The following is a 24,302-nucleotide window of genomic DNA, read 5'->3' as shown; positions in this document are numbered from 1 at the left end:
CGCTTGCGCGAAAGCGTTGCGGGGTTGTGGGGAGAGGAACTGCGCTGATGTCGTTCTTGCTGGCGGAGCCACAGGCGATGGTGGCTGCTGCCACCGACATCGAAGGGATCGGGGCGACACTGAGCGCGGCCAGCGCGGCCGCCGCGGTGCCGACGTCGAACGTGCTGGCCGCGGCCGGCGACGAGGTGTCGGCGGCCATCGCCAACCTGTTCGGCACCTTCGGGCTCGAATACCAGGACGTCGTAACGCAATTCGAGGCATTCCACAACGAATTCCAGCGCACCCTGGCCGCCGCGGGTTCGGCCTACGTACAAGCCGAGGCAGCCGCCGCTACAGCCCTCGGCGCAGCGTTCGCGCCGCCCGCCCAGGCGGCGACCGCGGCGGCCATCCCCTGGGTGCCCAACGACATCTCACTGGTCATGAGCGGCACCGGCGTTCCGATCGTCACGAATGATTTCCTGCAAAAGGCGAACAACTACATCGGCTCAACCCTTGCGCAACTGAAAGGGCTGAACACCCCCGAAGAGCTCTACCCGCTGACCGGCGTCCGCAGCATGTACTTCAACCGGTCGGTCCAAATCGGGCTCAGCACCCTGGACACGGCGGTCTACCAACAGATCACGGCGGGGAACTCGGTCACCGTGTTCGGCGTCTCGCAGAGCGCCGTCATCTCCTCGCTGTACATGCGCAATCTCGCGGCGGGTCTGTCGAGTTTCGGCGCCACCGCACCCCCGGCGAACATGCTGAACTTCGTCCTGACCGGTAACGAGATGAACCCCAACGGCGGCCTGCTGTCGCGGTTCCCGGGTCTGGTCATGTCGAGCCTGGGTCTGGAGTTCTACGGATCCACGCCCTCGGACACCATCTATCCGGTCCGCAACTACACACTGGAATACGACGGTTTCGCCGACTTCCCCAAGTACCCGCTCAACCTCATCTCCGACCTGAACGCGGTAGCCGGCATCGTCTTCGTCCACCCGCAGTATCTGAGCCTGACCCAGGCTCAGATCAATGCCGCCATTCCGCTGCAGACATCCCCGGGCTACGCGGGCAACACCAGCTACTACATCCTGCCGACCGAGCATCTGCCGCTGCTGCAACCGCTGCGCGCAGTTCCCGTCATCGGAAACCCGCTCGCCAACCTGATCGAGCCGGACATGCGAGTGCTGGTCAACCTCGGCTACGGCGATCCGAACTACGGGTACTCCACCAGTCCCGCGGACCTTCCCACTCCGTTCGGCCTGTTCCCCGACGTCGCACCAGGCACCGTGTTCAACGCCCTGAGCGCCGGAACCCAGCAGGGCATCACCCAATTCAGCGCCGACCTGCAGGCCATGGCCAGCCAGCCGGTCACCGCCCCGACATTCGCGCTACCCTCGCCGACCGAGATCGGCGCCAAAATAGCCGCGCTGCCGACACCGCAACAGGTCGCGAACACGGTGGGATCGATCGCTTCGACCAACTACGCCGTCCTGTTGCCCACCGCGGATATCGCCACGTCGATGGTGACCTCGCTGCCCGCGTACAACGCGGCGCTTTTCACCCAGCAACTGGCGCAGGGCAACCTGGTCAACGCGATCGGACTACCCATCGCCGCCGACGTAGGTTTGGCCACGGTGGCCGGGGCGGTGGAATTCCTGGTGCTCACCGAAGCGGTCGTGAACACCCTGAAAGATATCCAGTCGCTGATCCCCTGAGACTGACCGTCTGAAAAATATTTAGCTCAGAAAAGCACTATGCGGTCGGCCGGACCGGCCTACTCTGACACCAGCCGTGTCTCGCGATTACCGGCTGTGCTGGAAAACCCTGGCCGTGAAGGGAATTAGCTGATGTCGTATTTGACGACGCAACCGCAACTGATGAGCGCCGCTGCCGAGAACCTCGCCGGCATCCGTACCGCCCTCGCCGAGGCCAGCGCGGCCGCCGCGGGTCCGACCACCGGCCTGGCCGCCGCTGCGGCCGATGAGATCTCGGCGGCCGCCGCGCAGTTGTTCGGCACGTTCGGTCAGGAATATCAGCAGGTCATCGGCCAGGCGGCGGCGTTCCACGCCGAGTTCAACCGCGCCCTGACGGCAGCCGGCCTCACCTATGCCGAAGCAGAGATCGCGAATGCGGCCCAGGTCCTCGGCGGGGGCGGCGCGCTCAGTGCGGCCGCTTCGCCGATCGAGGCACTGCTCGCTCCGGTGCTCGCTCCCCTGCAGCCGTTGCTCGCGCCGGTCCAGCCCCTGCTGGCGCCGCTCCAGTCGCTGTTCGGGGTGTCCGGCACCGGCGCACCGCTGGTCAACGCAACGATCACACCGCAGGGCGCCTACAACTCAGCGCTCATCATGAGCGGCAGCGGTACGGCGATACCGACGCAGGCGTACATGAACGCCGTCCGTCCCTGGATCAACGCGGGCTTCAATGTCGGTGCGTTGAACATTCCGCTGAACACCCCCGAGGGCCTGTACCCGCTCACCCAGATCAAGGATCTGCCGCTCAACCAGTCCGTGGCGACCGGCGTTCAGATCCTGGACAACGCACTCTTCGGTCCGGGGACCGGATTGATCACCCCGCTGGGGCAGAAGGTCTCCGTCCTCGGCCTCTCGCAGAGCGCCATCATCTCCTCGCTCGAACTGCGCAACCTCATCGCCCTGGGCAGCCCGCACACCGCCGACCTCAGCTTCACCCTGCTGGGTAGCCAGATGGTGCCCAATGGTGGTCTGCTGGCCCGATTCCCGGGCCTGTCCCTGCCGGCTCTGGGACTGGACTTCTATGGGGCCACTCCGGCGAACTCGGGCTACCCGGTCAACACGTTCACCCTGCAGTACGACGGATACGCCGACTTCCCCAGGTATCCACTGAACATCCTCTCGGACCTCAACGCGTTCCTGGGCATTCAGTCGGTGCACGGCAACTACGACAATTTGAACATCAACGCGCTGCCGCCGGGCTACAACCTCGTCGAACTGTCGGTTTCCCCCACCACGGCCGCCAACGGCCTCGACCACTACTACATGATCACCCACCCGGATCTGCCGCTGCTGTCGCCGATCAAGTCGATCCCGGTGATCGGAGCGCCATTGGCTGCCCTGCTCAAGCCCAACCTGACCTACCTGGTCAACTGGGGCTACGGCGACCCGCACTTCGGGTACAGCACCGGATACGCCGATGTGCCCACCCCGTTCGAAGTGCTCCCGCCGATCCCGCCCAACTTCATCGGCGACCAAATCGCGCTCGCCGGACAGGGATTCAACGACTTCAGGGCGGCGATCGGGACCCCGGCACTGCCGTCGGCCGCCAGCCTCACCGACCTGCTGCCGGTCGGCGGCGGTACTGGTGGCTTGTCGCTGCCGTTCGGTCTGCCCGGTGCGACCACTTCGCCGGTCAACAGCTTCTTCGACGCTCTGAAGGCCGCGAACACCAACTTCACCACCGCCATCACCAGCGCGGCGGCCGACACCTATGCCGTCGCACTGCCCACGGCGGACATCTTCAACACGTTGGTGACCACCGTCCCGTCCTACGACGTGAACCTATTCCTCGACGGAATCCAGCAGACCCTCAACGGTGATCCGACTGGTGGGTTGATCAACGCGTTCGGCAAGCCGCTCGCCGCCAACGTCGCAATCGGTTCGCTCGCAGGCGGTTTCGAGTTGATCCTGGTCGCCGGCGCGATCAGCGACGTGATCGGCGACTTCACCGGCGCGGCGTAGCCCCGCCTATTCCTGCTCACCTTCAATCGTGACGCCGCGCCAGAACGCGACATGATTCTTGATCTTGCGCGCCAGGGGACTGGGCTTCGGGTAGTACCAACCCGCGTCGGCGTTGACCTGTCCGTCGACGCTCACGTCGTAGTAGTGCGCCACTCCCTTCCAGGGGCACAGGGACGAGGTCTTGCTCTCGGTGAAGTACTCGCGCCGCAACGACTCCGGCGGGAAGTAATGGTTGCCCTCCACCCGGACGGTACGGGGCGCCTCGGCCAGTACCGCGCCATTCCACACGGCCCGAATCATGTTGTCAGCGAGCCGATCACATGTTGCGGGCTTGCAGCTTCGGAGACTCCGGATCGAGGCCCCACGTCAACACCCGCCGCGGATGGATGCGGATCATCGCACCGCCGTCGGTAGACAACGCTTCGCCCTCTCCACGAATCTCGAGGCCGCGCGGCCGCCACGGATCGATGCTGGCGAGGTCGTCGAGAACCAACGACACCCGGGGATTGTTCTCCACGTTGCGGAGTTTGCGGCTTCCCGCCATCGCCTTCCCGCCGATATCGACGGTGCCCAGATCGGCGTTGTAGGTGAACCGAACCGGGCGGACTTGGGGGGATCCTTTGGGGTCACCGTCCCAAGCCTGCCGAGCCGCTGACTGGACAGATACTCGAGTTCGACGTCGGTGAATGCCGCCATTGCCTTGCTCCTTTTGGCTAAAGAACGAAGCGGAGTGGCGACAGTGTAGGAGCGAACAGCGTTGCCCGTCAATGATGCTCAGCCCAGGTACTGCTCGTCGCTCACCTGCTCCAGCCAATCGACGAAACGCCCGTCGACTTCGTCCTGAATGGCGATATGGGTCATCGCCGTGGTCGCCGTGGCGCCGTGCCAGTGCTTGATGCCGGCCGGGGTCCAGATCACGTCACCGGGATTGATCTGCTGCCGGTCGCCACCCCATTGCTGCACCCAGCCGGTGCCGTCGACGACGATCAGCCGCTGTCCCGCCGGGTGCGTGTGCCAGACACTGCGGGCCCCGGCAGCGAAAGTCAGTTGTCCCGCATGGGCTTTGGAGGAACCGGCCGCTTCGAAGAGCTGCTTCATGGTCACGTCGCCGGTGAAGAACTGCGCCGGCCCGTGCATGGCGGGGCGATCCCCCTCGTGAGTGATCTGCATTTCCGGCTGCTGTTCTGACATGACCTGTCCTCCTCCGGCGAGAGATACCGGTACAGAGGATAGGGACGCTTGGCCTAAGGCTCCAGCACTACTTTGCCGAGCACCCCGCCGTCGTCCAGGCATTGCAGCGCGGCGCGGGCCTCCGACAGCGGATAACGCTGCGGCGGAGGCGGTTTGAGCCCAAGCGAAACCAGCTGGTTGAGGCCCGAGGAGAACAGCACGGCCGAACCGGGGACCTTGTTCAGGTATTCCCCCCACGCGACGCCCAGGACGCCGATGTTGCGCAGCAACAGACGGTTGACCGTCAGGGTGGGGACGCTGCCCGCCGCGAAGCCGATCACCAGCAACTTGCCGTCGATCGCCAGCGCCCGGATCGCGTCGTCGAAGGTGCGGCCGCCGATGGGATCCACCACGATGTCGACCCCTTGGCCGTTGGTGTACTCGTGCACCTGCTCCACCCAGCCCTCGGCCAGGTGCAGCACCCGGTCGGCGCCGAGCGCGGCCACGTAGTCCATCGCGGTTTCGCGGTGCACCACCCCGATCACCTGGCTGGCCCCCATCGCCTTGGCGATCTGGACCGCGGCCGTGCCCACCCCGCCGGCGGCGCCGAGCACCAGCACCGTCTGGCCCGGGCGCATCACCGCGCGCCGGGACAGCGCGAAATACATCGTGTTGTAGTTGACCAGCAGCGACACCGCTTCGGCGTCGTCGAGTTCGGTGGGACTGCGGATCACGTGAGAAGCCGGGACGGCCACCTGTTCGGCGTAGCAACCGAGTACGCCGAAGGCCGAAACACGTTCGCCCACACGGAAACCCGAGTCGGCGGGCGCCGACCGGACCACCCCGGCACACTCCATGCCGGGGACGAACGGCGGCGGCAGCTTCAGTTGGTACTTGCCCTTGGTCAACAGCAGGTCCGGGAAGCACACGCCGGCGGCGCGTACCTCGATGACGATGTTGCCACCGCCATCGGATACGTCGTCGATGTCCGTATAGACTAAGCCGGCTGGCCCGGAAAGCTCTTGAACAACAGCGGCTTTCATTAAAGTTAGAGTTTGAATCCAGCTTTGGTGGCGGCCGACAGATCGGTGATCTCGCCCCAGTGGTCGGCCACGTCCTGAACCGTCGGCGGCTTGTCGAAGTTGGCGCCCTCGTTACCGAACAGAGCCACGCGCTGCACCTTGCCGCCGCCGACCACGAACACCGAACCGTTGTCGGCGTTCTCCTCGGTGCACAGGTAGGCCACCACCGGCGCGACGAACTCCGGCGTCAGCTTCTCCAGCACCTCCTTGGGCATGATGTCCTCGGTCATCCGGGTGGCCGCGATCGGGGCGACGGCGTTGGCGTGGATGTTGTACTTGGCCCCCTCCAGCGCCAGCGTGTTGATCATCCCCACCAGACCGAGTTTGGCTGCGCCGTAGTTGGTTTGGCCGAAGTTGCCGAACAGCCCGCTGGTGGAGGTGGCGACCACGACCCGGCCGTAGCTCTGCTCGCGGAAGTGCGGCCAGGCAGCGCGGACGACGTTGTACCCGCCGTAGAGGTGCACCTTGAGGACAGCGTCCCAGTTCTCGGACGTCATCTTGTGGAAGGTGCCGTCGCGCAGAATCCCGGCGTTGCTCACCACACCGTGTACCGCGCCGAATTCGTCGAGCGCGGTCTTGATGATGTTGGCGGCACCGTCGGCCTCTGCGACGCTGTCGTAGTTGGCGACCGCGCGACCTCCGCCGTCCCGGATCTCGGCGACCACCTGGTCGGCCATCGCCGATCCGGCGCCGGTGCCGTCACGGGCACCGCCGAGGTCGTTGACGACGACGCTGGCGCCCTCCCGGGCGAGGGTGAGGGCGTACTCACGGCCCAATCCCCCACCGGCTCCGGTCACTACGACGACGCGATCCTGCACTCCGGGCATCAGGTTCCTCTCTGCTGGCTATCAGGGTTGTGCGCCGGCACCAGGGACCTGGTGCCGGCACGGGGAAAGTCGGGCTAGAAGAGCTTGCGCGCCAACTTGAAGGCCCGCTCGGTGTAGGGCGGGTAGATCATGGCGGAGAAGTCGGGGCGGGTCGGCTTGGTCAGCACCGACTTGCGGTGGCTGAACTCGTCGAAGCCCCACTTCCCGTGGTAGGCGCCCATGCCGGAGGACCCGACACCGCCGAAGGGCAGCTTGGCCGTCGACACCTGGAAGGCGAGGTGGTTGATCAGCATGCCACCCGCGGGCACCTCTCTGATGAATCGCTCGCGGGTCGCCTTCGACTTGGTGAACAGGTAGGCCGACAACGGCTTGGGCCGGGCGTTGATGAAGGAGATCGCCTCGTCCAGGTCCTTCACGGTGAGCACCGGCAGGATCGGTCCGAAGATCTCGTTCTGCATCAGCGGCCCGTCCTGAGCGGGGTCGACGACCACGGTTGGCTGGATCCGCAGGCTGGACTCATCGCATTTGCCGCCGACGGCCACCTTCGACGTCCCGTCGGCCTGAGCCTCCGAGATGTAGCCTTTCAACCTGTTGAACTGGCGCTCGTTGACGATGCGCATGCCGTCCTGGTTGTCCTGGGAACGGAACTTGGTGATGGAAGCGGCGATCTTGTCGACGAGTTCGTCCCGGATCGAGGCGTCGGCCAGCACGTAGTCGGGCGCGACGCAGGTCTGTCCGGCGTTGAGGATCTTCAACCAGGCGATGCGCTTGGCCGCGACGTCCACGTCACCGTCGGCCGCCACCACCACCGGGCTCTTGCCGCCGAGTTCCAGCGTCACCGGAGTCAGATGCGGTGCCGCACCCTCGTACACCTTGCGTCCGATCTCGGTGCCGCCGGTGAACATCACCCGGTCCAGGCCCTGCGCGATCAACTCCTGGCTGACCATGCCGTCGCCCTCGATCACCGCAACCGCATCCTTGTCCAGGTACTTGGGCACCAGTTCGGCCATCAGGTGCGACGACGCCGGGGCCAGCTCCGACGGCTTCAAAATGACGGCGTTGCCCGCGGCCAGCGCGCCCACGGCGGGACCTAGCGTCAGATAGAACGGGTAGTTCCAGGCGCCGATGATCAGCACGGTGCCGTACGGCTCGTACTCCACCCAGCCGCGGCCGGGCAACTGGGGAGCTTCCAGCAGCAGGTACTTACGCCGCATCCACTTCTTGAGCTTCTTGGCCGCAAACTTCGCCTCGCCAGCCGTGGTGGCGATGTCGGCGATGAACGCCTCGACATGGTTGCGGTCCAGGTCCTCGGCCAGCGCTGCGGCGATCGCGGGTTCGTTCTCCTCCACCAGCTTCGTCAACTGCTCCAGTTGACGCTTGCGCCACTCGTAACTGCGGGTGCGCCCGGTGGCGAAGGTCTTGCGGAGCCGGGCAACGGTATCGGCGACGCTCGGTTGAGCGGCCGCTTGCCCGTTGACGGGCCCGGTTGCAGCCTTCGGCAGGGAATCGGTGGTCATCGTTGTCCTTCCTTCCCCGAGGTGCCCGCAGCCTGTCGCGCGCGGTCGCTCATCGGTGATAACCGCGATCCTAGTCATCCGGCCCGGACAGCAATAGGACGGCGACCGGAAAGATCCGGTCAGGACTTGACGGCGACCACGAATCCGTTCTGGAAAGGCCCGGACTCGCCGTGTGGCGGCCGGCCCAGCCGGACCGCTTCCTCGCGGGCACTGACCGACTCGGTCACCCCGTCGTGTGCGGCGAACCAGTCACCCGGGTCGGGCCGTCCCTCGTCGTCGAACCACAGGTCGAACGGGTCGAAAGAGGTGTCTTCACCGCGCGCTGCACGCCTGGCGCGCAACTGCTCCCACCGCTCCTGTGCCTCAGCGCGGCGCTGCGGGTCGACTCCGAAGATCTCCACCGCGATCCGGCTGCCCGGGCCGCTCAGCGCGTCGATCGAGGCGAACATGGACTCCTGCGCCTCGGCCGGCAGGAACGGCAACAGCCCCTCGGCCAGCCAGGCCGTCGGGCGGGCGGCGTCGAACCCGGCATCGCGCAACGCTTGCGGCCAGTCGTGACGCAGATCGATGGCCACCGCCCGGCGGTCGGCGCGCGGGGCGGCGCCGAGGGAGGCCAGCGTCTCGGCCTTGTAGTCCAGCACCTTGGGCAGGTCGATCTCGTACACCGCGGTACCGGCCGGCCAGTCCAGCCGGTAAGCCCGGGAGTCCAGACCGGCTGCCAGGATCACCACCTGTCGGATACCGGACGCGGCGGCCTCGGCGAAGTATGCGTCGAAGAAGTGGGTGCGGACGGCCTGGTAGTTGATCATCTGCTGGGAGTCCACGCTGTACGCGCCGTCCCCGTCCGGTCCGTCCTCCGGCTCGGGCGTCCACCAGGCGGATACCTGCTCCCGAACGCCCGACAGCTCCGGTGTCGAGACCAGGAGCTCAGCGAACTCGTCCCGGATCAGCGGGGCGTCGCTCGCGGTTTCCGCGGCCCGGGCCAGGGCGACCATCACCGCGGTGGCGCCGACGCTGGTTGCGATGTCCCAGGAGTCGTCCGCGGTGCGCGGCATTACCGGCGCTCCGCCGTCACGAACTCAGAGAATGCGTCTTTGTCGTCGGCCATCGGCACTTCGGCGACCCAGCGGCCCAGTCGTTGCATCTCGTCACCGGAGCTGACGGCCGCCGCCAGCCAACCGTGGTCGTTGAGCCAGTCCGCGACGGGTGCCCGGTGCTCGTCGCGGTACATCAGCTCACCGACGTCGATGGTCTCCTCCAGACCGATCTGCTCGGCGATCTTCTTGAACCGCGCCCGCATCTGCTCGCGCCGTTCGTCGGCGTGCGACGCCGCGGTTTCGGCGGCAATCCGGCTGCCCGCCGGGCTCAACTCCCCGATCAGGGTGAACAACCTGTCCTGCGCCTCCGCGGGCAGGTACATCAGCAGCCCCTCGGCCAGCCACGCGGTGCGGGCGTTCGGGTCGAAGCCCGCTTCGCGCAATGCGGCGGGCCAGTCCTGCCGAAGGTCGATGGCCACCGCGCGACGGTCCGCCGACGGTGTCACAACCGTTGTCGGCAAGCGTCGTGGACTTGTATTCGAGCACCTGCGGCTGGTCGATTTCGTAGACGGTGGTACCCGCTGGCCAGTCCAGTCGGTAGCCGCGCGAGTCCAGACCCGACGCCAGGATCACCACCTGGCGGATACCCGCGGCGACCGCGTCGGCGAAGAAGGTGTCGAAGAAGTTGGTGCGCACCGCCTGATAGCCGCGCATGTGCCGGACCATGGCGGCGGCTTCGGCGTCCAGCGTCTCCACCTTGGCCGCGACGGCCGGATCCAGCATGGCTTCCCACAGCACACCAGCGTTGGCGTTGGTGACCAGGAGCTTGGCGTACGGGTCGCGGATCAGCGCGTCGGGCTGTTCGGTCTCGACGGCGCGGGCGGCGGCCACCATCACCGCCGTGGTTCCGACGCTGGTCCTGATGTCCCAGGTGTCGTCGTGGCTGCGCAGCGTGCTCATTCGCGTACTCCTCGCATCAATCTGCTGGTGATGGCTTCGTCGATCAGGTCCTGCGGTACCGGCCGGCCCCGCCGGGCCATCTCCTGGTGGTTGTCGACGCTCTGTACCTGCCAGCCGTGCTCGGCCAGCCATTGGGCGGGGTCGGAGCGGTCTGGCTCGTGATAGGTGAGCGCCTCGACGTCGACGTCCAGACCCAGCCGGTCGCGCATCCGGTTCCAGCGCTGCTTGTTGCCGGTCAACTTCATGTTGAACGCCTCGACGGCGAGCTGACTGCCCGGCGCGCTCAGCGCGGTGCACATCTCGAAGAGGCGGTCCTGCGCGTCGCTGGGCAGATACGACAACAGACCCTCGGCCAGCCACGCGGTGGGACAGCCCGGGTCGAAGCCCGCGTCGATGAGCGCGGCGGGCCAGTCATCGCGCAGGTCGACCGCGACAGCGTGCCGGGCGGCCGCCGGGCGCGCGCCGTGCGAACCCAGGATCTGGGCCTTGTACTCCAGCACCTTGGGCTGATCGATCTCGTAAACCGCGGTGCCGGAAGGCCACTGCAGTCGGTAGGCCCGCGAGTCCAGTCCCGCGGCGAGAATCACCGCTTGCCGGATGCCTGCGCCGGCGGCGGAGCCGAAGTATTCGTCGAAGTACTGGGTGCGGACCGCCTGGTAGTCGCAACCGACGCGATGTATCCGCCGGCCGTGCTCATCGCCGTCCAGCCAGGCCATGTCGGCGTCGGCCAACCGGGCCCACGCCGGGCCGGCCGCGGACACCAGCACGGCGGCGAACTCGTCGCGAATCAGAGGGTCGGATCCAGCGGTTTCCACCGCACGGGAAGCGGCGACCGCCAACGCGGTGGCGCCGACACTTTCGGTGATGTGCCAGCTGTCGCCGGCCGTCCGCAACGAGGGCGAGTCGAGATCAGTCATGTCCCGAACATGCTACCTAATAAGTTAGGCAACCTATACGCTTTGTGCCTCAGGTCACCGGGGTCAGACCTGAGCCCGCCACAGGCTGCCCGCGATCAGCTGCTGCAGCGTGCCCAGGATGTTCTCCACTTCCGAGTAGCTGCCCACGAAGCCGGCATAGAACCCAACCCCGCACAACATCATCACCAAAGCCTCGGCCAGCACGGCGGCGTCGGTGTCGGACGCGATCTCGCCGCCCGCGATGGCGTCGTTGACCGCCGAGACCAGGAACTCCCGGGTTGTCGATATCGCGTCGTTGTCGTCCCGCTTCAATTCCGGGTGCCGTTGCGACTCCAGCACCGCGGTGCTCAAAAATGCTGCGGTGCAAGGGTTTTGAGCGTCAGCCTCTAGTGCGACGGTAATGAAGGCGGCGAGCCGGCCGGCCAGCGTCGACTCACAGCGGGCCCGTTCGATACCCGCGGTGACGACGAGTTCGTTGGTCCGGTCGGCCACTTCGGTGTACAGCATCCGCTTGCTGGGGAAGTAGTGGTTGATCGCCGGCCGGGTCAGGTCGGCCCGAACGGCGATCGCCTGGAACGTCGCTCCGTCATACCCACGTTCGCTGAACACTTGACGTGCAGCCCTGACGATGCGCTTTCGTGTGTCATCAGCTTTTGCGGCGGGGGGACGCCCGGGTCCCCGACTTGCCAGTTGAGGCATTACTAGAGTGTGCCACCGCCACCGTGCGGCATCAGAGCGTTCGGCGGGATGCTACGGAACTTGCCAGCTTGATAGTCCTCCAGTGCCTCGATCACCTCGGCGCGGGTGTTCATCACGAACGGCCCGTAGTGGAAGACCGGCTCCCGGATCGGCCGCCCGCCCAGCAGCAACACGTCCAGTGGCTGTGCCCGGTTCGGTTCTGCGCTGACTGTGATCCGGTCACCCGGTCCGAGAACGGCCAGCTGACCTTGCTTGACGGGGTGGCCGGCCGGTCCCACGGACCCTTGCCCGGACAACACGTAGACGAGGGCGTTGAAGTCGCGGCTCCACGGAATGTTAAGTTGCGCAGCGCTTTCGATCGTCGCGTGCGCCATGGTGATCGGCGTGTGGGTGACTCCCGGTCCACCGTGCCCGTCGATGTCACCGGCGATCAGACGGATCAGCGCCCCGCCGTCGCCGGACGACAACAGCGTCGCGTCGGTCCCCTCGATGGCCTGGTACCGGGGTGCGGCGAATTTGTCGCGCTTGGGCAGATTCACCCACAGCTGGATGCCGTGGAAAAGGCCGCCGCTGGTGACCATCTCCGCGGGCGGCGTCTCGATGTGCAGGATCCCCGATCCGGCCGTCATCCACTGCGTCGCGCCGTCGCCGATCAAGCCGCCGCCGCCGTGCGAGTCCTGATGGGCGAATTTCCCGTCGATCATGTACGTGACGGTCTCGAAGCCGCGGTGCGGATGCCAGTCGGTGCCGCGCGGTTCGCCAGGTTCGTAATCCACCTCGCCCATCTGGTCCATGTGGATGAACGGGTCCAGCTCGGCGGTGCTGACCCCGGCGAACGCGCGGACCACGGGGAATCCCAATCCCTCGTAGCCGCGGGGCCCGGTGGTGATCGATCGGACCTGCCGCTCGCTGTCTGCGGGTCCGGCCGGAGTCACCCTGGGCAGGGTGAGCGTGTCTGCGGTGATAGCGGGCATTTGAGCCTCCTCCGATTGAGTTACCCCTATTAACCGGACTGCGGTCCGTTTATTCCGCCCCGCCAAGCTGCTAACCTCCGGAACATGCCGGAGGAGCCGCACGAGGCACCCCCCGAGTCCGCCGGCGGTCGGTTCGGCGCCTCCATCCGCAATGCGGACTACCTGCCGAAGTGGTTTCTGCTGGGCACCACGATCGGCGTCATCTCCGGTCTCGGGGCCGTCGTCTTCTACCTGGCCCTGAAGTACACCGGCGAGTTCCTGCTCGGCTATCTCGCGGACTATCACGTCCCCACCCCGCTGGGCGAAGGGGGCAGCCGCGGTTCCACCGGATTCACCCGGGCGTGGGCCATCCCACTGGTGACGACGGCCGGTGCGCTGCTCTCAGCCATCGTCGTGACCAAGTTCGCCCCCGAGGCCACCGGCCACGGCACCGATGAGGCCATCGAGGCGGTTCACACCGATCCGCGGGCGATCCGCGCCCGGGTTGTCCTGGTGAAGCTGGTGGCCAGCGCGTTGACGATCGGCTCCGGTGGCTCGGCGGGACGGGAAGGCCCGACGGCGCAGATCTCCGCGGGCTTCTCCTCGCTGCTCACCCGGCGACTCGGGCTGTCCGACGAGGACGGCCGGGTCGCCGTCGCACTCGGTATCGGGGCGGGCATCGGGGCCATCTTCGCCGCGCCGTTGGGCGGGGCGGTGCTGGCCGCGTCAATCGCCTATCGCGACGACTTCGACTACCGCTGCCTGCTGCCGGGCTTCATCACCTCGGGTACGGCCTACGCGGTATTGGGAGCGTTCCTCGGGTTCGACCCGCTGTTCGGCTACATCGACGCCGAGTACCGCTTCGAGCGGGCCTGGCCGCTGTTGTGGTTTGTGGTGATCGGCGTGGTGGCGGCGGCAGTCGGTTACCTCTACGCGCGCTTCTTCCACTCGACGGTCGCGCTCGTGCGCCGGTTGCCCGGTGGCCCGATCCTCAAGCCCGCGGCCGGCGGGCTGCTGGTGGGGCTGTTGGGCTTGGCGATCCCGCAGATCTTGAGCAGCGGCTACGGCTGGGCCCAACTGGCCGCCGACCGAGACTCTCTGATGTCCATCCCGCTGTGGATCATCCTGCTGCTGCCGGTCGCCAAGATCGTCGCGACCTGCCTGTCGATCGGCTCGGGCGGATCGGGCGGCCTGTTCGGACCGGGCATCGTGATCGGCGCCTTCGTCGGGGCCGCCATCTGGCGCCTCGGCGACCTGGCCGGGCTGCCCGGGGTGCCGGAACGGCCGGGCGTCTTCGTCGTCGTCGGCATGATGACCTGCTTCGGCAGTGTGGCGCGCGCGCCGCTGGCGATCATGATCATGGTCGCGGAAATGACCGGATCATTCTCAGTCGTGCCGGGCGCGATCCTGGCGGTCGGCATCGCGTCGCTGTTGATGTCGCGGACCAACGTCACCATCTACGAGGCGCAACGACTGGACCGAGCGGCCGCAGAGGCCGAGCGCACCCGGGGTGATTCGCCGAACGTGAACTGACAGCGCAATTTTCGCGGCGATCTCAGCGCCGTGAGTTCACGCTCGGCGCAGAGACAATCAGCCCCGCGCCGCGTCCGCGGCACTCTTCTCGCTGCTGGCACCTTCGTGCGCGAGGGTGCCGCCCGCGCTCTCCAGGTGCGCCCGCACGAACCACTGGAACTTCTCCAGCTGCCCGGCCTGCCCGATCAGCAGATCCTGCGTGACCTGGTCGAGTTCGTCGGTCTCGTCGATGGCCTTGCGAATGTCCTCGATCACACCGGTGTAGACCAGGTCCAGCGCGGCCAGGTGGGCCTGGACCGTGTCGCGGCCTACCGAGTAGTCGTCCCAGTCCCGGTCGTTGATGATCGCGTTGGGCGTGCCCTTGGGCGAGGCGCCCAGTGCCGCGATGCGCTCGGCGACGTCGTCCGCATAACCGCGCACCGCCTCGACCTGTGGATCGATCATCTCGTGCACGCCAATGAAGTTGGGGCCCACAACATTCCAGTGAATGTGCTTCAACGTCAGGTGCAGGTCGTTGTAGGTGCTGAGCTGCCGCTGCAGGATTTCGGCGAGCCGCGCGCCCTGCTTGTCGCTGAGCCCCGGAATTGTGAACTGCGTCATCGATTTCCCCTCAAAAATTCGCTTGATGTCCTGCCGATCGTGTACCCGATGAGGCAGGCACTAACCCTTAGAGCGGGTGGATCTGCTGCACCGGAAGGCGGGGACCGCGCCGCGGTTCGTAGGCCAGCCCGCTGGCTTCGAGCACCCTGACCACGCGGTGCCGGTGCGGGCGCATCGGTTCGAGCAATTCGAGCATGCCGGCGTCGTCGACCGGACGCCCGATCAATGTCCAGCCGATCATCTTGCAGACGTGGTAGTCGCCCACCGACAGCGCGTCGGCGTCTCCGAACGCGCGCTGCGCGGTCTCGGCCGCGGTCCACACCCCGACCCCGGGCAGCGACATCAGCGCCTCTCGCGCCTGGGCCGGCGGCAGCGTCACCAGCCGTTCCAGCGACGACGCCCGTCGCGCACACCCCACCACCGTCTGCGCGCGTCCGGGGTCGACGTTGGCGCGGTGGAACTCCCACGACGGGATGTACCGCCACGCCTCCGCTGACGGCAACACCCGCATGCCGTCCGGCGCCGGTCCCGGCGCCGGCGTGCCGTACTTTCTCACCAGCACCCGCCACGATCGGAACGCGTCGGCGCCTGGCACCCGCTGCTCGATCACGGCCGGGATCAGCGCCTCCAGCACCTGCCCGGTGCGGCCCAGCCGCAGGTGGGGCACCTTGCGATGGGCCGCGGCCACGGTGGGCTCCTGCGGCTGGAAACCCGAGGCGTCGTCATCGGAGCCGAGCATCGCCGGGAACATCTCGGCGAATTCCGCAGCCCCGGCTCCCCAGGCCTGGCAGCGGGCCGTGTCCCGGTCGACGCGGCTGATGCGTGCCGTGACCGGGCCGCTGGGCAGCAGGCTGGTCCGCCAGATGGTGCCGTCGCCGCCGGCCCGGAAACACGGGTCACCGCGCCCCCGCCGCAACGGCGCCAGCGTATGCCCGAAGCCGCCGGCTCCGGAGAACGTGACGTCTCGTGCGGTCTCCACCTCGATGATTCTTCCTACCGCAGCGCACCGACCGGCGGCCGTGTCAATTGACCGTCAACTGTCGCGCGGGACAGGATGGCCTTGTGATGACGCCGTGATGACGCCTTTCGACGACCCGCAGGCCGAACTGGCGTGGATGTTCCTGCAGAGCATGTGCGAGGGCGGAGACCTCGACGAAGGTTTCCAACTGCTCAGCGATGACTTCACCTACTGGACCATCATCACGCGCGAAGAGTGGAACAAAGAGACCATGCGGCGCGTCGTCGAGCGGCGCAAACAAGTCTTCGAGATCAACATCGATCTGCGGCGCTGCGTCAACGAGGGCGAAACCGTGGTGGTGGAAGGCCAGGTCTACGGCGCGACCGCCGATGGCACCGAGTACGACAGCCCGTTCGTCTGCATCTTCGACACCCGTGACGGGATGATCGTGTCGCTTCGCGAGTACACCGACACCCAGGCCTTCGCGCGCGTGTTTCCCTGAGCGGACGATCGCAAGCGCGGCGCGCCCGGGCGCTGCGGGTCGCCGCCATCAGAGCCAGCGGCGATCGCAAGCGCGGCGCAGTCGGGCGCTGCGGGTCGCCGCCATCAGAGCCAGCGGCGATCGCAAGCGCGGCGCAGCCGGGCGCTGCGGGTCGCCGCCATAAGAACCAGCCGCTAGCTGACGGTTATCTCAGCTTTGTTCGGATAGAACGCCACGTGCCCGGCGATCGCGGCGACCGCGGGGTACGGCTGCTCGTAAGTCCAGATGACGTCCTTGACAATCTCACCGGCCGAGGTCGTCACGCTGTAGTAGCTGGCCTCACCCTTGAACGGACAGTAGCTGCTGGTGTCCGTCCGCGCGAGTCGCTCCTGCACCACATCTGTCATTGGAATGTATTGCACCAGAGGCAAAGTGGCCTCTTGTAACCCCAGTGCCGCGGTGGTGTCGGCGACCAGTTCTCCGTTGACACGGACCTGGACCCGCCCCTGCGTCGGCTCGATCGTGATCGGGTGACCCGCATTGGGTTCCTTGATTTCCGGATGGCTCATGAAATCTTCAACGCAATCGAGGCCGGGGCATTCCCGTTTCAGAACGCGTAACGGTGGTACTGCGCCATGGTCCGCAGCGCCGGCACCCGCGCCATCATCCGGCCCATCCACCGGAAAACGGGCGGCACCAGTTCGAACGTCTCGCTGTCGAACACCGACTCCCACGCCACCAACCGGACTCCCGGCACCGCGTCGAGAATGTCGGACGGCCCGTCGATGCCCCAGTGCAGCGTCGAACCGGAGCGGCGGACCACCGAGTTGATCACCTGGGTGCGAATTCCGAACGTGTTGAAGGCGTCGAATTGCAGTTCGCCGGAAGGGAATCGGTCGACCACCCGGCGCAGCAGGGCCAGGCCGGCGTCTTTGGTCAGGTACATGGTCAGCCCCTCACCGAGGAACAGGGTGGGGCGGTCGGCCGGGATGTCCGACAGCCAGTGCGGGTCGGTCACCGAGGCCGCGACGGTCCGGCAGTGCTCGCGAGGCGGATAGAGCCGCTCGCAGAGCGAGATCACCGCCGGGTAGTCGATGTCGTACCACCGCACACCCGGACCGGGATCGAGTCGGTGGACCCTGGCATCCAGGCCACAACCGACGTGCAGCACCGTCGCCTCGGGGTTGGCGGTCAGGAACTCGCGGGCCCAGTTGTCGAAATGCGCGCTGCGCACCGCCACCGACGGGGCCCGTCGCGCGGTGATAGTCGTTGCGGCCCAGTCGTAATCGATGCGCGCCACCGCGGCCTTGGCGAACTCGTCGTGCAGGATCGACTTGGGCGCGTCGGCGTCGAGCGCCTTGGCGTACAGCGTCGCGAGCATGGTCTGGGGTGGCCCGTGGAGGTCAACGTGAACACGTTCCATTGCCGCGAGCTTATTCCGGCGCGGCCGTCTTGCTACTCGTGCCGGCCTGGCGCATCGCTGCCCAGAAGCGGGCCGCCTCGCGGATCGATTCCTCCACCGGCCGCGGTTTCCAGCCCAGCTCGCGGACCGCCTTGCTGTGGTCGACCGGGGCTTCGGCGCGCATCATCCGCACCGAGTCGAGGCTGAGTTCGGCGTCCTTGCCGGTGAGCCGGGCCCGCAGGCTGCCGAAGGCACCCAAGGCGTAGAGCACCGGCACCGGGATCGACCGCTGCGGCGGCCGGACCCCGGCCTCGTCGGCCGCGATGCGCACCACGTCGTTAAGCGGGATCATGCGTTCGGAGATCAGGTACTTCTCGCCGTTGCGACCGCGCTCGGCAGCCAGGATCATGGCGCGGGCGGCGTCGTCGACACCCACCACCTCGAGCTGGATACCGCTCATCAGGAACGGCAGCTTGCCGAAGACCGCTCCCGCGATGAACGCGCCGTGCGGGGTGCGGCCCCAGTCGCCGGCGCCGTAGGTGGTGGACACGCACATCGCGACCGCCGGCAACCCGTAGTCGGCGACGTAGCGCATGACCAGGTCCTCGGCCTGCACCCGGGACTGCACGTAGGGAGTGACCTTACGCGAGCCGATCCGGTCGGCCTCCGTCGCGACGTGTCCGTGCCGGCGGTCCACCGAGGCGTAGGTGCTGGTGAACACAAACCGGTGCAGTTCAAGATCTTTCGCCACGTCCAGAACGTTGCGCAGGCCCTCGACGTTGGTGCGGAACAGGGGCGCCGGGTCGCGCAGCCAGGCGCGGGTGTCCACGACGCAGTAGTAGATGTCGTCGCAGCCGTCCATGGCTTCGCGCACGGTGGCGGTGTCGAAGATGTCGCCGTGAAAACGGGTCACCTGCAGGTCATCGATCGAGCGGGTGTTGGCCGTGGAGCGCACCATCACCCGCACGTCGTGGCCGTCCTCGACCAGTAACCGGGTGACGTGCGAACCGAGAAAACCGTTGGCGCCGATGACCAGTTTCGGCCGGCCGCTCACTGCGCGCCCCCGTACTGCTTCAGGAAGGCGGCGGCCTCGTCGTCCAGGTTGCCGAATTTCTGCGCCTTGCGACACCACTTCAACGCGGACTGCACGAAGCGCAGCGGGTTGTAGATGTCTTCCTGGCGGCGCCATAGGCCGTCGCCGGCATAGGTGATGATCGAGATGTTCGTCGCGGTGATGACGCTGCCGTCTCCCGGGTCGCGCATCGGGTTGTCGAGTTCCATGATGACGCGGCCGGTGGGCTCGTCGATGACCGACCACAGCGACGGGAACTCCACCATATGGCTGCCCGGGAAGCTGGTCATCGTGCGCCGGATCCAGGTGCGCACTTCGTCGCGGCCGTGCATGGTGCCCGCCGCGTGCTCGATGTATTCGACGTCGGGTGTGTAGTGCTGCACCCACGCGTCCCAGTCGTGCGTTTCGGCCGCTCTGGCAACAGTTTGTTCGAACTGCGCGAAGGCCGCCGCCAGTTCACTTTTGGGGAATTCCGGGCCGCTCACGAGCCGTTACACCTCACGGGCGGAGTGTAGCCTGGGTGCCTGAGCTTGAGCTGCCGGCCCCGGGCCGGTTAGGAGGACAGCAATGAGCACGCAAAAAGCCATTCTCGCGGGTGGCTGCTTCTGGGGCATGCAGGACCTGATCCGCAAGCAGCCCGGAGTCATCAGCACGCGGGTCGGCTACAGCGGCGGCGACGTGCCCAACGCCACCTACCGCAATCACGGCACACACGCCGAGGCGGTGGAGATCGTCTTCGACCCGTCGGCCACCGACTACCGCACCCTGCTGGAGTTCTTCTTCCAGATTCACGACCCCACCACGAAGAACCGGCAGGGCAACGACCGCGGCATGAGTTACCGGTCAGCCATCTTCTATCTCGACGACGAGCAGAAGCGGGTGGCGCTGGACACCATCGCCGACGTCGAGGCCTCCGGCCTGTGGCCGGGCAAGGTGGTGACCGAGGTCAGCCCGGCGGGCGACTTCTGGGAGGCCGAGCCCGAACACCAGGACTACCTGCTGCGCTACCCCAACGGGTACACCTGCCACTTCGTGCGGCCGGGCTGGAAGCTGCCGCGACGGGCCGGCGCTACCCAGTAGGAGCTTCGGCAGGACGGCGCCTCACCACAATTCGGCCGCCGTCCTTGGGCACGAACGCCACGCCCCGGCCGTGCCACCGCTCGTCCGGGGCTGTGGTGGTCTCAACGGTGAACTGGCGCAACACCGTTCGCAGCACCACGTCCATCTCCATGTTGGCGAACGCGGCTCCGACGCAGCGACGGGTCCCGCCGCCGAATGGTATCCAGGCAAACGCAGACGGCTTGCCGCCGATATAGCGCTGCGGGTCGAAGCGCTCGGGGTGCGGGAAGACGTCGGCGTTTTCGTGTATCCGACCGATGTTGACGATGATCGAGTACCCGCGGGGTATCACCCACTCACCGAGGCGGTACGTCTCCGGATAGACGTGCCGGCCCGCGAGGTCGATCACGGTCCGCGCCCGCTGCACTTCCAGAATCGTGGCCTGCCGCAACTCGCTACCGCCGTTATCAGCCTCTTCGACCAGCTCGGCAAGCAGCGCGGGGTGGCGGGTGATCCGCTCGAAGGCCCAGGCCAACGTGGAGGCGGTGGTTTCGTGTCCGGCGGCCAGCAGCGCGAGCAGTTCGTCGCCAATGTCCTTGCGCGACATGACCGAACCGTCGTCGTACGTGCTGCGCAACATCAACGCGAGGACGTCGTTGCGGTCGGCGAAGTTAGGGTCCGACCGCTCCCGGTCGATGAGCTTGTCGATGACCAGGTCGTACTGGCGCCGGAATTCGGACAGCCTGCCCCACGGGCTGAACCGGCCGTAATCACGCTTGGGTTTGGGCACCGCCGCCAGCCGGGAGCCCAGCGTGACCCACGGCGGAATGATCCGGCGCAGCTCGTCGAGTTCGGCCCCCTCGGCGCCGAAGACCGCGCGCAGGATGGCATTCAGGGTGATGTGCATCATCGAGGGCAACGTCGCGAACGACTGGCCCTCGGGCCACGTGGCGGCCTCGCGCAGCGTCTCCTCTTCGATGATCGTCTCGTAGTTCTTCATGCTCTTGCCGTGAAACGGCGGCGCCAGCAGCCGGCGCCGGCGGCGATGGTCGTCGCCTTCCAGCCCGAAGACCGATCCGGATCCGAACATCCGGCTCAGATTGGGCTGGATGTTGCCGAGTTCGTCCGGGCTGGTGGTGAAGACCTGCTTGGCCAGCTGCGGATCCGACACCATCACCATGTGGCCGTACATGGGGATGTGCATGGTGACGGCGGAGCCGTAGCGACCGGTCAGGCGTCGCATCATCCCCTTGCGCGAGAACGCGAAGATGAGGCCTTGGAACAGCTTTGGGATGTGCGTGGCCGGCGGCAGCTTGATTTCGGGCACGGCGGGCGCGTCGATTGCTTGGCTCACGGAGGTGTGACTCCCTACGTTCTGCCCCCATCGCTCAGGGGTGGTACTGCGGTGTACCAAAGGCTTTCCCTGTACGGTACTCTGTGGTACCAGACCTGACAAGCGAAGGGCCCGATTGTGACGGCAGTGGCTGATGACACGGTTGCGGCGCAACCCGATCCGTTTCGGCTGCGACTTCTCGACGGCCTGGCCGCGTCGATCGGCGTGCGCGGATACCGGGCCACGACGGTCGCTGACATCGTCCGCCACGCTCGCACCTCCAAGCGCACGTTCTACGACCACTTCGCCAGCAAGGAACAGTGTTTCCTGGACCTGTTGCGCGCTGAGATCGAGATCATGGCCGAAGACATCCGGGTGGCCGTCGACCCCGAGGCCGACTGGCACCAGCAGATCCGGCAAGCCGTCGAGGGCTACGTCGGCAACATCGAATCCCGGCCGGCCATCACGCTGAGCTGGATCCGCGAGCTGCCCTCGCTGGGCGACTACGCCCGCCCCGTTCAGCGCCAGGGCCTGGAGTTACTCACCGGCCTGCTGGTGAATCTCAGTGGCAGCCCGGGTTTCCGGCGCGCCGATCTGCCGCCGCTGACCGTGCCGTTGGCGGTGATCCTGGTGGGCGGCCTGCGGGAACTCGTGGCGCTGGCGGTCGAGGACGGCCGGCCGGTGCGCAGCATCGTCGAACCGGCCGTCGATGCCTCGGTCGCGCTGCTCGGGCCGCGGCACTGAAACGCTTGACTGCCAATGTATTTGAGTGCGCGCTCACAAAGCCGGAACCGCCGAGATCCCGCGGTGGCCGCACGCTCGAAGCCGTGCCCGCACACTCGATCGCCAGCCGGGTCTAGGCTCCGATGATGCGCCTATCAACCCGCAACCAACTCAAGGGCACCATCACCGAGGTCGACATCGGCAGTGTGATGGCGATCGTGAAGATCCGGCTCGACGGCGGCGATCAGGTCGTCACGTCGTCGATCACGAAAGACGCCGCGCTCGACCTCGGCCTCGAAGAGGGGCAGCCGGCGACGGTGTTCATCAAGTCCACCGAAGTGACGATCGGCGTCGAGTGACAGCCACCATGCTCGCGGAGCGCTTCTATGCGGACGCCAGAACGGTTGCGCTGGAAGAGGTTCCGATTCCCGAGCCCGGCCCCGGCGAGGTCCTGGTCAAGGTGGCGTTCTGCGGGATCTGCCACTCGGACCTGAGTCTGATCAACGGCACCTTCCCGGCCCAGGCGCCGGTGGTGACCCAGGGCCACGAAGCGTCGGGCACCATCGCCAAGCTCGGGCCCGGAGTGACTGGCTGGGCCGAAGGGGACCGGGTGGTGGTCGCCGCCGGACGGCCCTGTCAGACGTGCCCCAACTGCCGGCGCGGTGACCTGTCGAACTGCCTGCGAATCCAGTTGATGGCGTTCGCCTACGACGGCGCGTGGGCCGAGTACACGGTGGCGCAGGCGGTGGGCCTGACCCGGGTACCCGACAACGTTCCACTCGAGCAGGCCGCGATCCTGGCCGACGCGGTTTCCACGCCGTTCGGCGCCGTGGTGCGCACCGGGAAGGTCGCCATCGGAGAATCGGTCGGGGTGTGGGGTGTCGGCGGGGTCGGCACCCACATCGTCCAACTGGCCAAACTGGTCGGCGCGGTGCCGGTGATCGCCCTCGACATCAACCCGGCGGTGCTGGACCGCGCGCTGGAAATCGGCGCCGATTACGCCTTCGACACCCGCGACGACCAGTTGCAGGACAAGATCGCCGAGGTCACCGGCGGCCGGAAGCTTGACGTCGCGTTCGACGCCGTCGGACTCAAGGTGACGTTCGAGCAGGCGCTGGAATCGTTGACCGCCGGTGGCCGGATGGTGGGCGTGGGCATGAGCGCTGAGTCACCGACCGTCGGGCCCACCGCGATGTTCGGCCTGAGCCGCAAGCAGGCGCTGGGACATCTCGGCTATCAGAACGTCGACATCGAAACCCTGGCCAAGTTGGTTTCCTATGGGCGCCTTGACCTTTCACGGTCCATCAGCCAGGTCATCCCGCTGCGGGACATCCACGCCGGCATCGACATGCTGGAGCGCCAGGAGGGCAACCCGATCCGGATCGTCGTCAAACCCTGAGAAACGCGCGCAGCCTGTCGAGCACCAGATCGGGACGCTGACTGACGATCCAGTGACCTACCCCCTCGACCAGTTCGACCTCGAAATCGGTGATGTGGTCGCCGTATCCGTCGATCAGGTCGGGCGTGATCACCGGGTCTTCGACACCGGAGAGCCAGCGCACCGGTACCTCCACCCGGGCGTCGTTGAATTCGCCCCGCATCCAGCGCAGCATCTCGCCCGTCTGGAATGAGCGGTACCAACGGGATCCGGCCTCGGCATGCCCGGGCTGGCGCATGCAGTCGATGTAGAGGCGGACGTCGTCGTCGGGGATGTTGAACCCGCCGCCCACCCACTTTCCCAGAGCACGGGCGAAGCGGGCCTTGGGGTCGCTGAGCAACCGCGGCCCGATGACCGGCAGCGAGATCGGAATCTGGTACCAGAGTCGCCAGATATTGCGGACCGAGGACAGATCGCGCTTCACCCAGGGCGCGACGGTGTTCATCCCGAAGAAGCCGGTCACCCGGTCCGGGTGGCGCAACATCAGGATGAAGGCGACCGGGCCGCCCCAGTCGTGCGCGGCGAGCTTGACCGTGGCGATGCCCAGCTTGTCCAGCACCGTCAACAGGTCGCCGGCCATCTCGTCCTTGGTGTACGTCGACGGCGGTGCCGAACTCCAGCCCGCCCCGCGCAGGTCGGGGCACAGCACCCGGTAGCCGTCAGCGGCCAGCGGTCCGATCAGCGCGTGCCATTCCCACCAGTTCTCCGGGAAGCCGTGCACCAGCATGATCGCCGGTCCGTCGGCCGGGCCGGCGTCGGCGACGTGAATCGTGACTCCCCCGCCCACATCGATGAACCGGTGTTCGACGCCTTCGAGAACGGGCAAGGAGATGGTCATGGTGAAAG

General features: G+C 66.9%; 26 protein-coding genes and 1 pseudogene. 8 read left to right on the top strand and 19 right to left on the bottom strand.

The window, feature by feature from the left end; translation table 11 throughout:
• The first annotated feature begins 47 nt into the window (after positions 1-47).
• Both C0J29_RS02080 and C0J29_RS02075 read left to right on the top strand, forming a co-directional pair.
• Positions 48-1,697 carry a PE family protein gene (locus C0J29_RS02080; protein WP_120791391.1) on the top strand — a complete coding sequence of 550 codons (1,650 nt, stop codon included), beginning with the start codon at positions 48-50 and terminating at the stop codon, positions 1,695-1,697.
• A gap of 132 nt (positions 1,698-1,829) precedes the next feature.
• Positions 1,830-3,695: a PE-PPE domain-containing protein gene (locus tag C0J29_RS02075; RefSeq protein WP_120791390.1), complete on the top strand. Its 1,866-nt coding sequence runs from the start codon at positions 1,830-1,832 to the stop codon at positions 3,693-3,695.
• A gap of 6 nt (positions 3,696-3,701) precedes the next feature.
• Here the strand turns inward: C0J29_RS02075 and C0J29_RS02070 are convergent, their stop codons facing one another.
• From C0J29_RS02070 to C0J29_RS02020, 11 genes and pseudogenes are all read right to left on the bottom strand, one after another.
• Positions 3,702-3,995, bottom strand: coding sequence for a DUF427 domain-containing protein (locus tag C0J29_RS02070; RefSeq protein ID WP_065048276.1), 294 nt, complete (start codon positions 3,993-3,995; stop codon positions 3,702-3,704).
• A gap of 16 nt (positions 3,996-4,011) precedes the next feature.
• Positions 4,012-4,509 carry a PPOX class F420-dependent oxidoreductase gene (locus C0J29_RS02065; RefSeq protein ID WP_308494766.1) on the bottom strand — a complete coding sequence of 166 codons (498 nt, stop codon included), beginning with the start codon at positions 4,507-4,509 and terminating at the stop codon, positions 4,012-4,014.
• Positions 4,470-4,886, bottom strand: a complete 417-nt coding sequence (locus C0J29_RS02060) for a (R)-mandelonitrile lyase (protein WP_197748242.1) — start codon at positions 4,884-4,886, stop codon at positions 4,470-4,472. Before C0J29_RS02060 ends, C0J29_RS02065 begins: the two co-directional genes overlap by 40 nt.
• Before the next feature lie 53 nt (positions 4,887-4,939).
• Entirely contained in the window at positions 4,940-5,908 is a 969-nt protein-coding gene (locus tag C0J29_RS02055; RefSeq protein WP_065048272.1) for an NADPH:quinone oxidoreductase family protein, read from the bottom strand.
• A gap of 5 nt (positions 5,909-5,913) precedes the next feature.
• Positions 5,914-6,774 carry an SDR family NAD(P)-dependent oxidoreductase gene (locus C0J29_RS02050; RefSeq protein ID WP_065048270.1) on the bottom strand — a complete coding sequence of 287 codons (861 nt, stop codon included), beginning with the start codon at positions 6,772-6,774 and terminating at the stop codon, positions 5,914-5,916.
• A 74-nt stretch (positions 6,775-6,848) separates the two neighbouring features.
• A complete protein-coding gene (locus C0J29_RS02045; protein WP_120791389.1) occupies positions 6,849-8,291 on the bottom strand; it encodes an aldehyde dehydrogenase family protein in 1,443 nt (480 codons plus the stop codon).
• 119 nt (positions 8,292-8,410) lie between these two features.
• Positions 8,411-9,346, bottom strand: a complete 936-nt coding sequence (locus tag C0J29_RS02040) for an SAM-dependent methyltransferase (RefSeq protein WP_120791388.1) — start codon at positions 9,344-9,346, stop codon at positions 8,411-8,413.
• Positions 9,346-10,279, bottom strand: a pseudogene (locus C0J29_RS02035) (class I SAM-dependent methyltransferase). The gene C0J29_RS02040 and the pseudogene C0J29_RS02035 overlap by 1 nt, the downstream one beginning before the upstream one ends.
• Positions 10,280-10,284: 5 nt before the next feature.
• Entirely contained in the window at positions 10,285-11,205 is a 921-nt protein-coding gene (locus C0J29_RS02030; protein WP_120791387.1) for a class I SAM-dependent methyltransferase, read from the bottom strand.
• A gap of 63 nt (positions 11,206-11,268) precedes the next feature.
• Positions 11,269-11,904 (bottom strand): TetR/AcrR family transcriptional regulator, encoded by a 636-nt coding sequence (locus tag C0J29_RS02025; RefSeq protein WP_082978281.1) that lies wholly within the window; start codon positions 11,902-11,904, stop codon positions 11,269-11,271.
• Between the two features lie 2 nt (positions 11,905-11,906).
• Positions 11,907-12,878, bottom strand: coding sequence for a pirin family protein (locus C0J29_RS02020; RefSeq protein ID WP_120791386.1), 972 nt, complete (start codon positions 12,876-12,878; stop codon positions 11,907-11,909).
• A gap of 84 nt (positions 12,879-12,962) precedes the next feature.
• Here C0J29_RS02020 and C0J29_RS02015 point away from each other — a divergent pair, with 84 nt between their 5' ends.
• Positions 12,963-14,390, top strand: a complete 1,428-nt coding sequence (locus C0J29_RS02015; RefSeq protein WP_120791385.1) for a chloride channel protein — start codon at positions 12,963-12,965, stop codon at positions 14,388-14,390.
• Between the two features lie 57 nt (positions 14,391-14,447).
• Here the strand turns inward: C0J29_RS02015 and dps are convergent, their stop codons facing one another.
• Positions 14,448-14,990, bottom strand: a complete 543-nt coding sequence (gene dps / locus C0J29_RS02010) for a DNA starvation/stationary phase protection protein Dps (protein ID WP_065048257.1) — start codon at positions 14,988-14,990, stop codon at positions 14,448-14,450.
• A 67-nt stretch (positions 14,991-15,057) separates the two neighbouring features.
• Positions 15,058-15,978 (bottom strand): DNA-3-methyladenine glycosylase family protein, encoded by a 921-nt coding sequence (locus tag C0J29_RS02005; protein WP_371872513.1) that lies wholly within the window; start codon positions 15,976-15,978, stop codon positions 15,058-15,060.
• 88 nt (positions 15,979-16,066) lie between these two features.
• Between C0J29_RS02005 and C0J29_RS02000 the strand changes: the two genes are divergently transcribed.
• A complete protein-coding gene (locus C0J29_RS02000; RefSeq protein ID WP_065048253.1) occupies positions 16,067-16,450 on the top strand; it encodes a nuclear transport factor 2 family protein in 384 nt (127 codons plus the stop codon).
• 173 nt (positions 16,451-16,623) lie between these two features.
• Here the strand turns inward: C0J29_RS02000 and C0J29_RS01995 are convergent, their stop codons facing one another.
• The 4 genes from C0J29_RS01995 to C0J29_RS33275 are packed head-to-tail and all read right to left on the bottom strand — an operon-like array spanning position 16,624 to position 19,388.
• Positions 16,624-16,998 carry a DUF427 domain-containing protein gene (locus C0J29_RS01995; RefSeq protein WP_120791383.1) on the bottom strand — a complete coding sequence of 125 codons (375 nt, stop codon included), beginning with the start codon at positions 16,996-16,998 and terminating at the stop codon, positions 16,624-16,626.
• A gap of 38 nt (positions 16,999-17,036) precedes the next feature.
• Positions 17,037-17,852 (bottom strand): class I SAM-dependent methyltransferase, encoded by an 816-nt coding sequence (locus C0J29_RS01990; RefSeq protein ID WP_120791382.1) that lies wholly within the window; start codon positions 17,850-17,852, stop codon positions 17,037-17,039.
• A 10-nt stretch (positions 17,853-17,862) separates the two neighbouring features.
• Positions 17,863-18,885, bottom strand: coding sequence for an NAD-dependent epimerase/dehydratase family protein (locus C0J29_RS01985; RefSeq protein ID WP_120791381.1), 1,023 nt, complete (start codon positions 18,883-18,885; stop codon positions 17,863-17,865).
• A complete protein-coding gene (locus tag C0J29_RS33275; RefSeq protein ID WP_120791380.1) occupies positions 18,882-19,388 on the bottom strand; it encodes a nuclear transport factor 2 family protein in 507 nt (168 codons plus the stop codon). Before C0J29_RS33275 ends, C0J29_RS01985 begins: the two co-directional genes overlap by 4 nt.
• Before the next feature lie 82 nt (positions 19,389-19,470).
• Between C0J29_RS33275 and msrA the strand changes: the two genes are divergently transcribed.
• Complete coding sequence (gene msrA, locus C0J29_RS01975; RefSeq protein ID WP_120791379.1) at positions 19,471-19,983, top strand: peptide-methionine (S)-S-oxide reductase MsrA; 513 nt, start codon at positions 19,471-19,473, stop codon at positions 19,981-19,983.
• Here the strand turns inward: msrA and C0J29_RS01970 are convergent.
• A complete protein-coding gene (locus C0J29_RS01970) occupies positions 19,973-21,316 on the bottom strand; it encodes a cytochrome P450 (RefSeq protein WP_120791378.1) in 1,344 nt (447 codons plus the stop codon). The genes msrA and C0J29_RS01970 overlap by 11 nt on opposite strands.
• Before the next feature lie 117 nt (positions 21,317-21,433).
• Between C0J29_RS01970 and C0J29_RS01965 the strand changes: the two genes are divergently transcribed.
• From C0J29_RS01965 to C0J29_RS01955, 3 genes are all read left to right on the top strand, one after another.
• The gene (locus C0J29_RS01965; RefSeq protein ID WP_120791377.1) at positions 21,434-22,039 is read left to right on the top strand and encodes a TetR/AcrR family transcriptional regulator; all 606 of its coding nucleotides are present in this window, start codon (positions 21,434-21,436) and stop codon (positions 22,037-22,039) included.
• A 125-nt stretch (positions 22,040-22,164) separates the two neighbouring features.
• A complete protein-coding gene (locus C0J29_RS01960) occupies positions 22,165-22,377 on the top strand; it encodes a TOBE domain-containing protein (RefSeq protein WP_065048458.1) in 213 nt (70 codons plus the stop codon).
• Positions 22,374-23,417: a zinc-binding dehydrogenase gene (locus C0J29_RS01955; protein WP_120791376.1), complete on the top strand. Its 1,044-nt coding sequence runs from the start codon at positions 22,374-22,376 to the stop codon at positions 23,415-23,417. The genes C0J29_RS01960 and C0J29_RS01955 overlap by 4 nt, the downstream gene beginning before the upstream one ends.
• Here C0J29_RS01955 and C0J29_RS01950 read toward each other — a convergent pair.
• Positions 23,407-24,294, bottom strand: coding sequence for an alpha/beta fold hydrolase (locus C0J29_RS01950; RefSeq protein ID WP_065048235.1), 888 nt, complete (start codon positions 24,292-24,294; stop codon positions 23,407-23,409). The genes C0J29_RS01955 and C0J29_RS01950 overlap by 11 nt on opposite strands.
• Positions 24,295-24,302: the final 8 nt, after the last annotated feature.

This window comes from Mycobacterium paragordonae (assembly GCF_003614435.1).
Classification (GTDB): Bacteria; Actinomycetota; Actinomycetes; order Mycobacteriales; family Mycobacteriaceae; genus Mycobacterium; species Mycobacterium paragordonae.
Note: the sequence above shows the minus strand (reverse complement) of the source record. Positions and strands in the feature narration are given on the sequence as shown.

Excerpts from the sequence above, each read along its gene's own strand:
- C0J29_RS01995 (WP_120791383.1), bottom strand. The coding sequence starts at position 16,998 with ATGAGCCATCCGGAAATCAAGGAACCCAATGCGGGTCACCCGATCACG.
- C0J29_RS01990 (WP_120791382.1), bottom strand. The coding sequence starts at position 17,852 with ATGGAACGTGTTCACGTTGACCTCCACGGGCCACCCCAGACCATGCTC.
- C0J29_RS01960 (WP_065048458.1), top strand. The coding sequence starts at position 22,165 with ATGCGCCTATCAACCCGCAACCAACTCAAGGGCACCATCACCGAGGTC.
- C0J29_RS02075 (WP_120791390.1), top strand. The coding sequence starts at position 1,830 with ATGTCGTATTTGACGACGCAACCGCAACTGATGAGCGCCGCTGCCGAG.
- C0J29_RS02045 (WP_120791389.1), bottom strand. The coding sequence starts at position 8,291 with ATGACCACCGATTCCCTGCCGAAGGCTGCAACCGGGCCCGTCAACGGG.
- C0J29_RS02040 (WP_120791388.1), bottom strand. The coding sequence starts at position 9,346 with ATGCCGCGCACCGCGGACGACTCCTGGGACATCGCAACCAGCGTCGGC.
- C0J29_RS02060 (WP_197748242.1), bottom strand. The coding sequence starts at position 4,886 with ATGTCAGAACAGCAGCCGGAAATGCAGATCACTCACGAGGGGGATCGC.
- C0J29_RS02055 (WP_065048272.1), bottom strand. The coding sequence starts at position 5,908 with ATGAAAGCCGCTGTTGTTCAAGAGCTTTCCGGGCCAGCCGGCTTAGTC.
- C0J29_RS02070 (WP_065048276.1), bottom strand. The coding sequence starts at position 3,995 with ATGATTCGGGCCGTGTGGAATGGCGCGGTACTGGCCGAGGCGCCCCGT.
- C0J29_RS02025 (WP_082978281.1), bottom strand. The coding sequence starts at position 11,904 with ATGCCTCAACTGGCAAGTCGGGGACCCGGGCGTCCCCCCGCCGCAAAA.
- C0J29_RS02000 (WP_065048253.1), top strand. The coding sequence starts at position 16,067 with ATGACGCCTTTCGACGACCCGCAGGCCGAACTGGCGTGGATGTTCCTG.
- dps (WP_065048257.1), bottom strand. The coding sequence starts at position 14,990 with ATGACGCAGTTCACAATTCCGGGGCTCAGCGACAAGCAGGGCGCGCGG.
- C0J29_RS02080 (WP_120791391.1), top strand. The coding sequence starts at position 48 with ATGTCGTTCTTGCTGGCGGAGCCACAGGCGATGGTGGCTGCTGCCACC.
- C0J29_RS02050 (WP_065048270.1), bottom strand. The coding sequence starts at position 6,774 with ATGCCCGGAGTGCAGGATCGCGTCGTCGTAGTGACCGGAGCCGGTGGG.
- C0J29_RS02030 (WP_120791387.1), bottom strand. The coding sequence starts at position 11,205 with ATGACTGATCTCGACTCGCCCTCGTTGCGGACGGCCGGCGACAGCTGG.
- C0J29_RS02020 (WP_120791386.1), bottom strand. The coding sequence starts at position 12,878 with ATGCCCGCTATCACCGCAGACACGCTCACCCTGCCCAGGGTGACTCCG.
- msrA (WP_120791379.1), top strand. The coding sequence starts at position 19,471 with ATGAGCACGCAAAAAGCCATTCTCGCGGGTGGCTGCTTCTGGGGCATG.
- C0J29_RS02015 (WP_120791385.1), top strand. The coding sequence starts at position 12,963 with ATGCCGGAGGAGCCGCACGAGGCACCCCCCGAGTCCGCCGGCGGTCGG.
- C0J29_RS01950 (WP_065048235.1), bottom strand. The coding sequence starts at position 24,294 with ATGACCATCTCCTTGCCCGTTCTCGAAGGCGTCGAACACCGGTTCATC.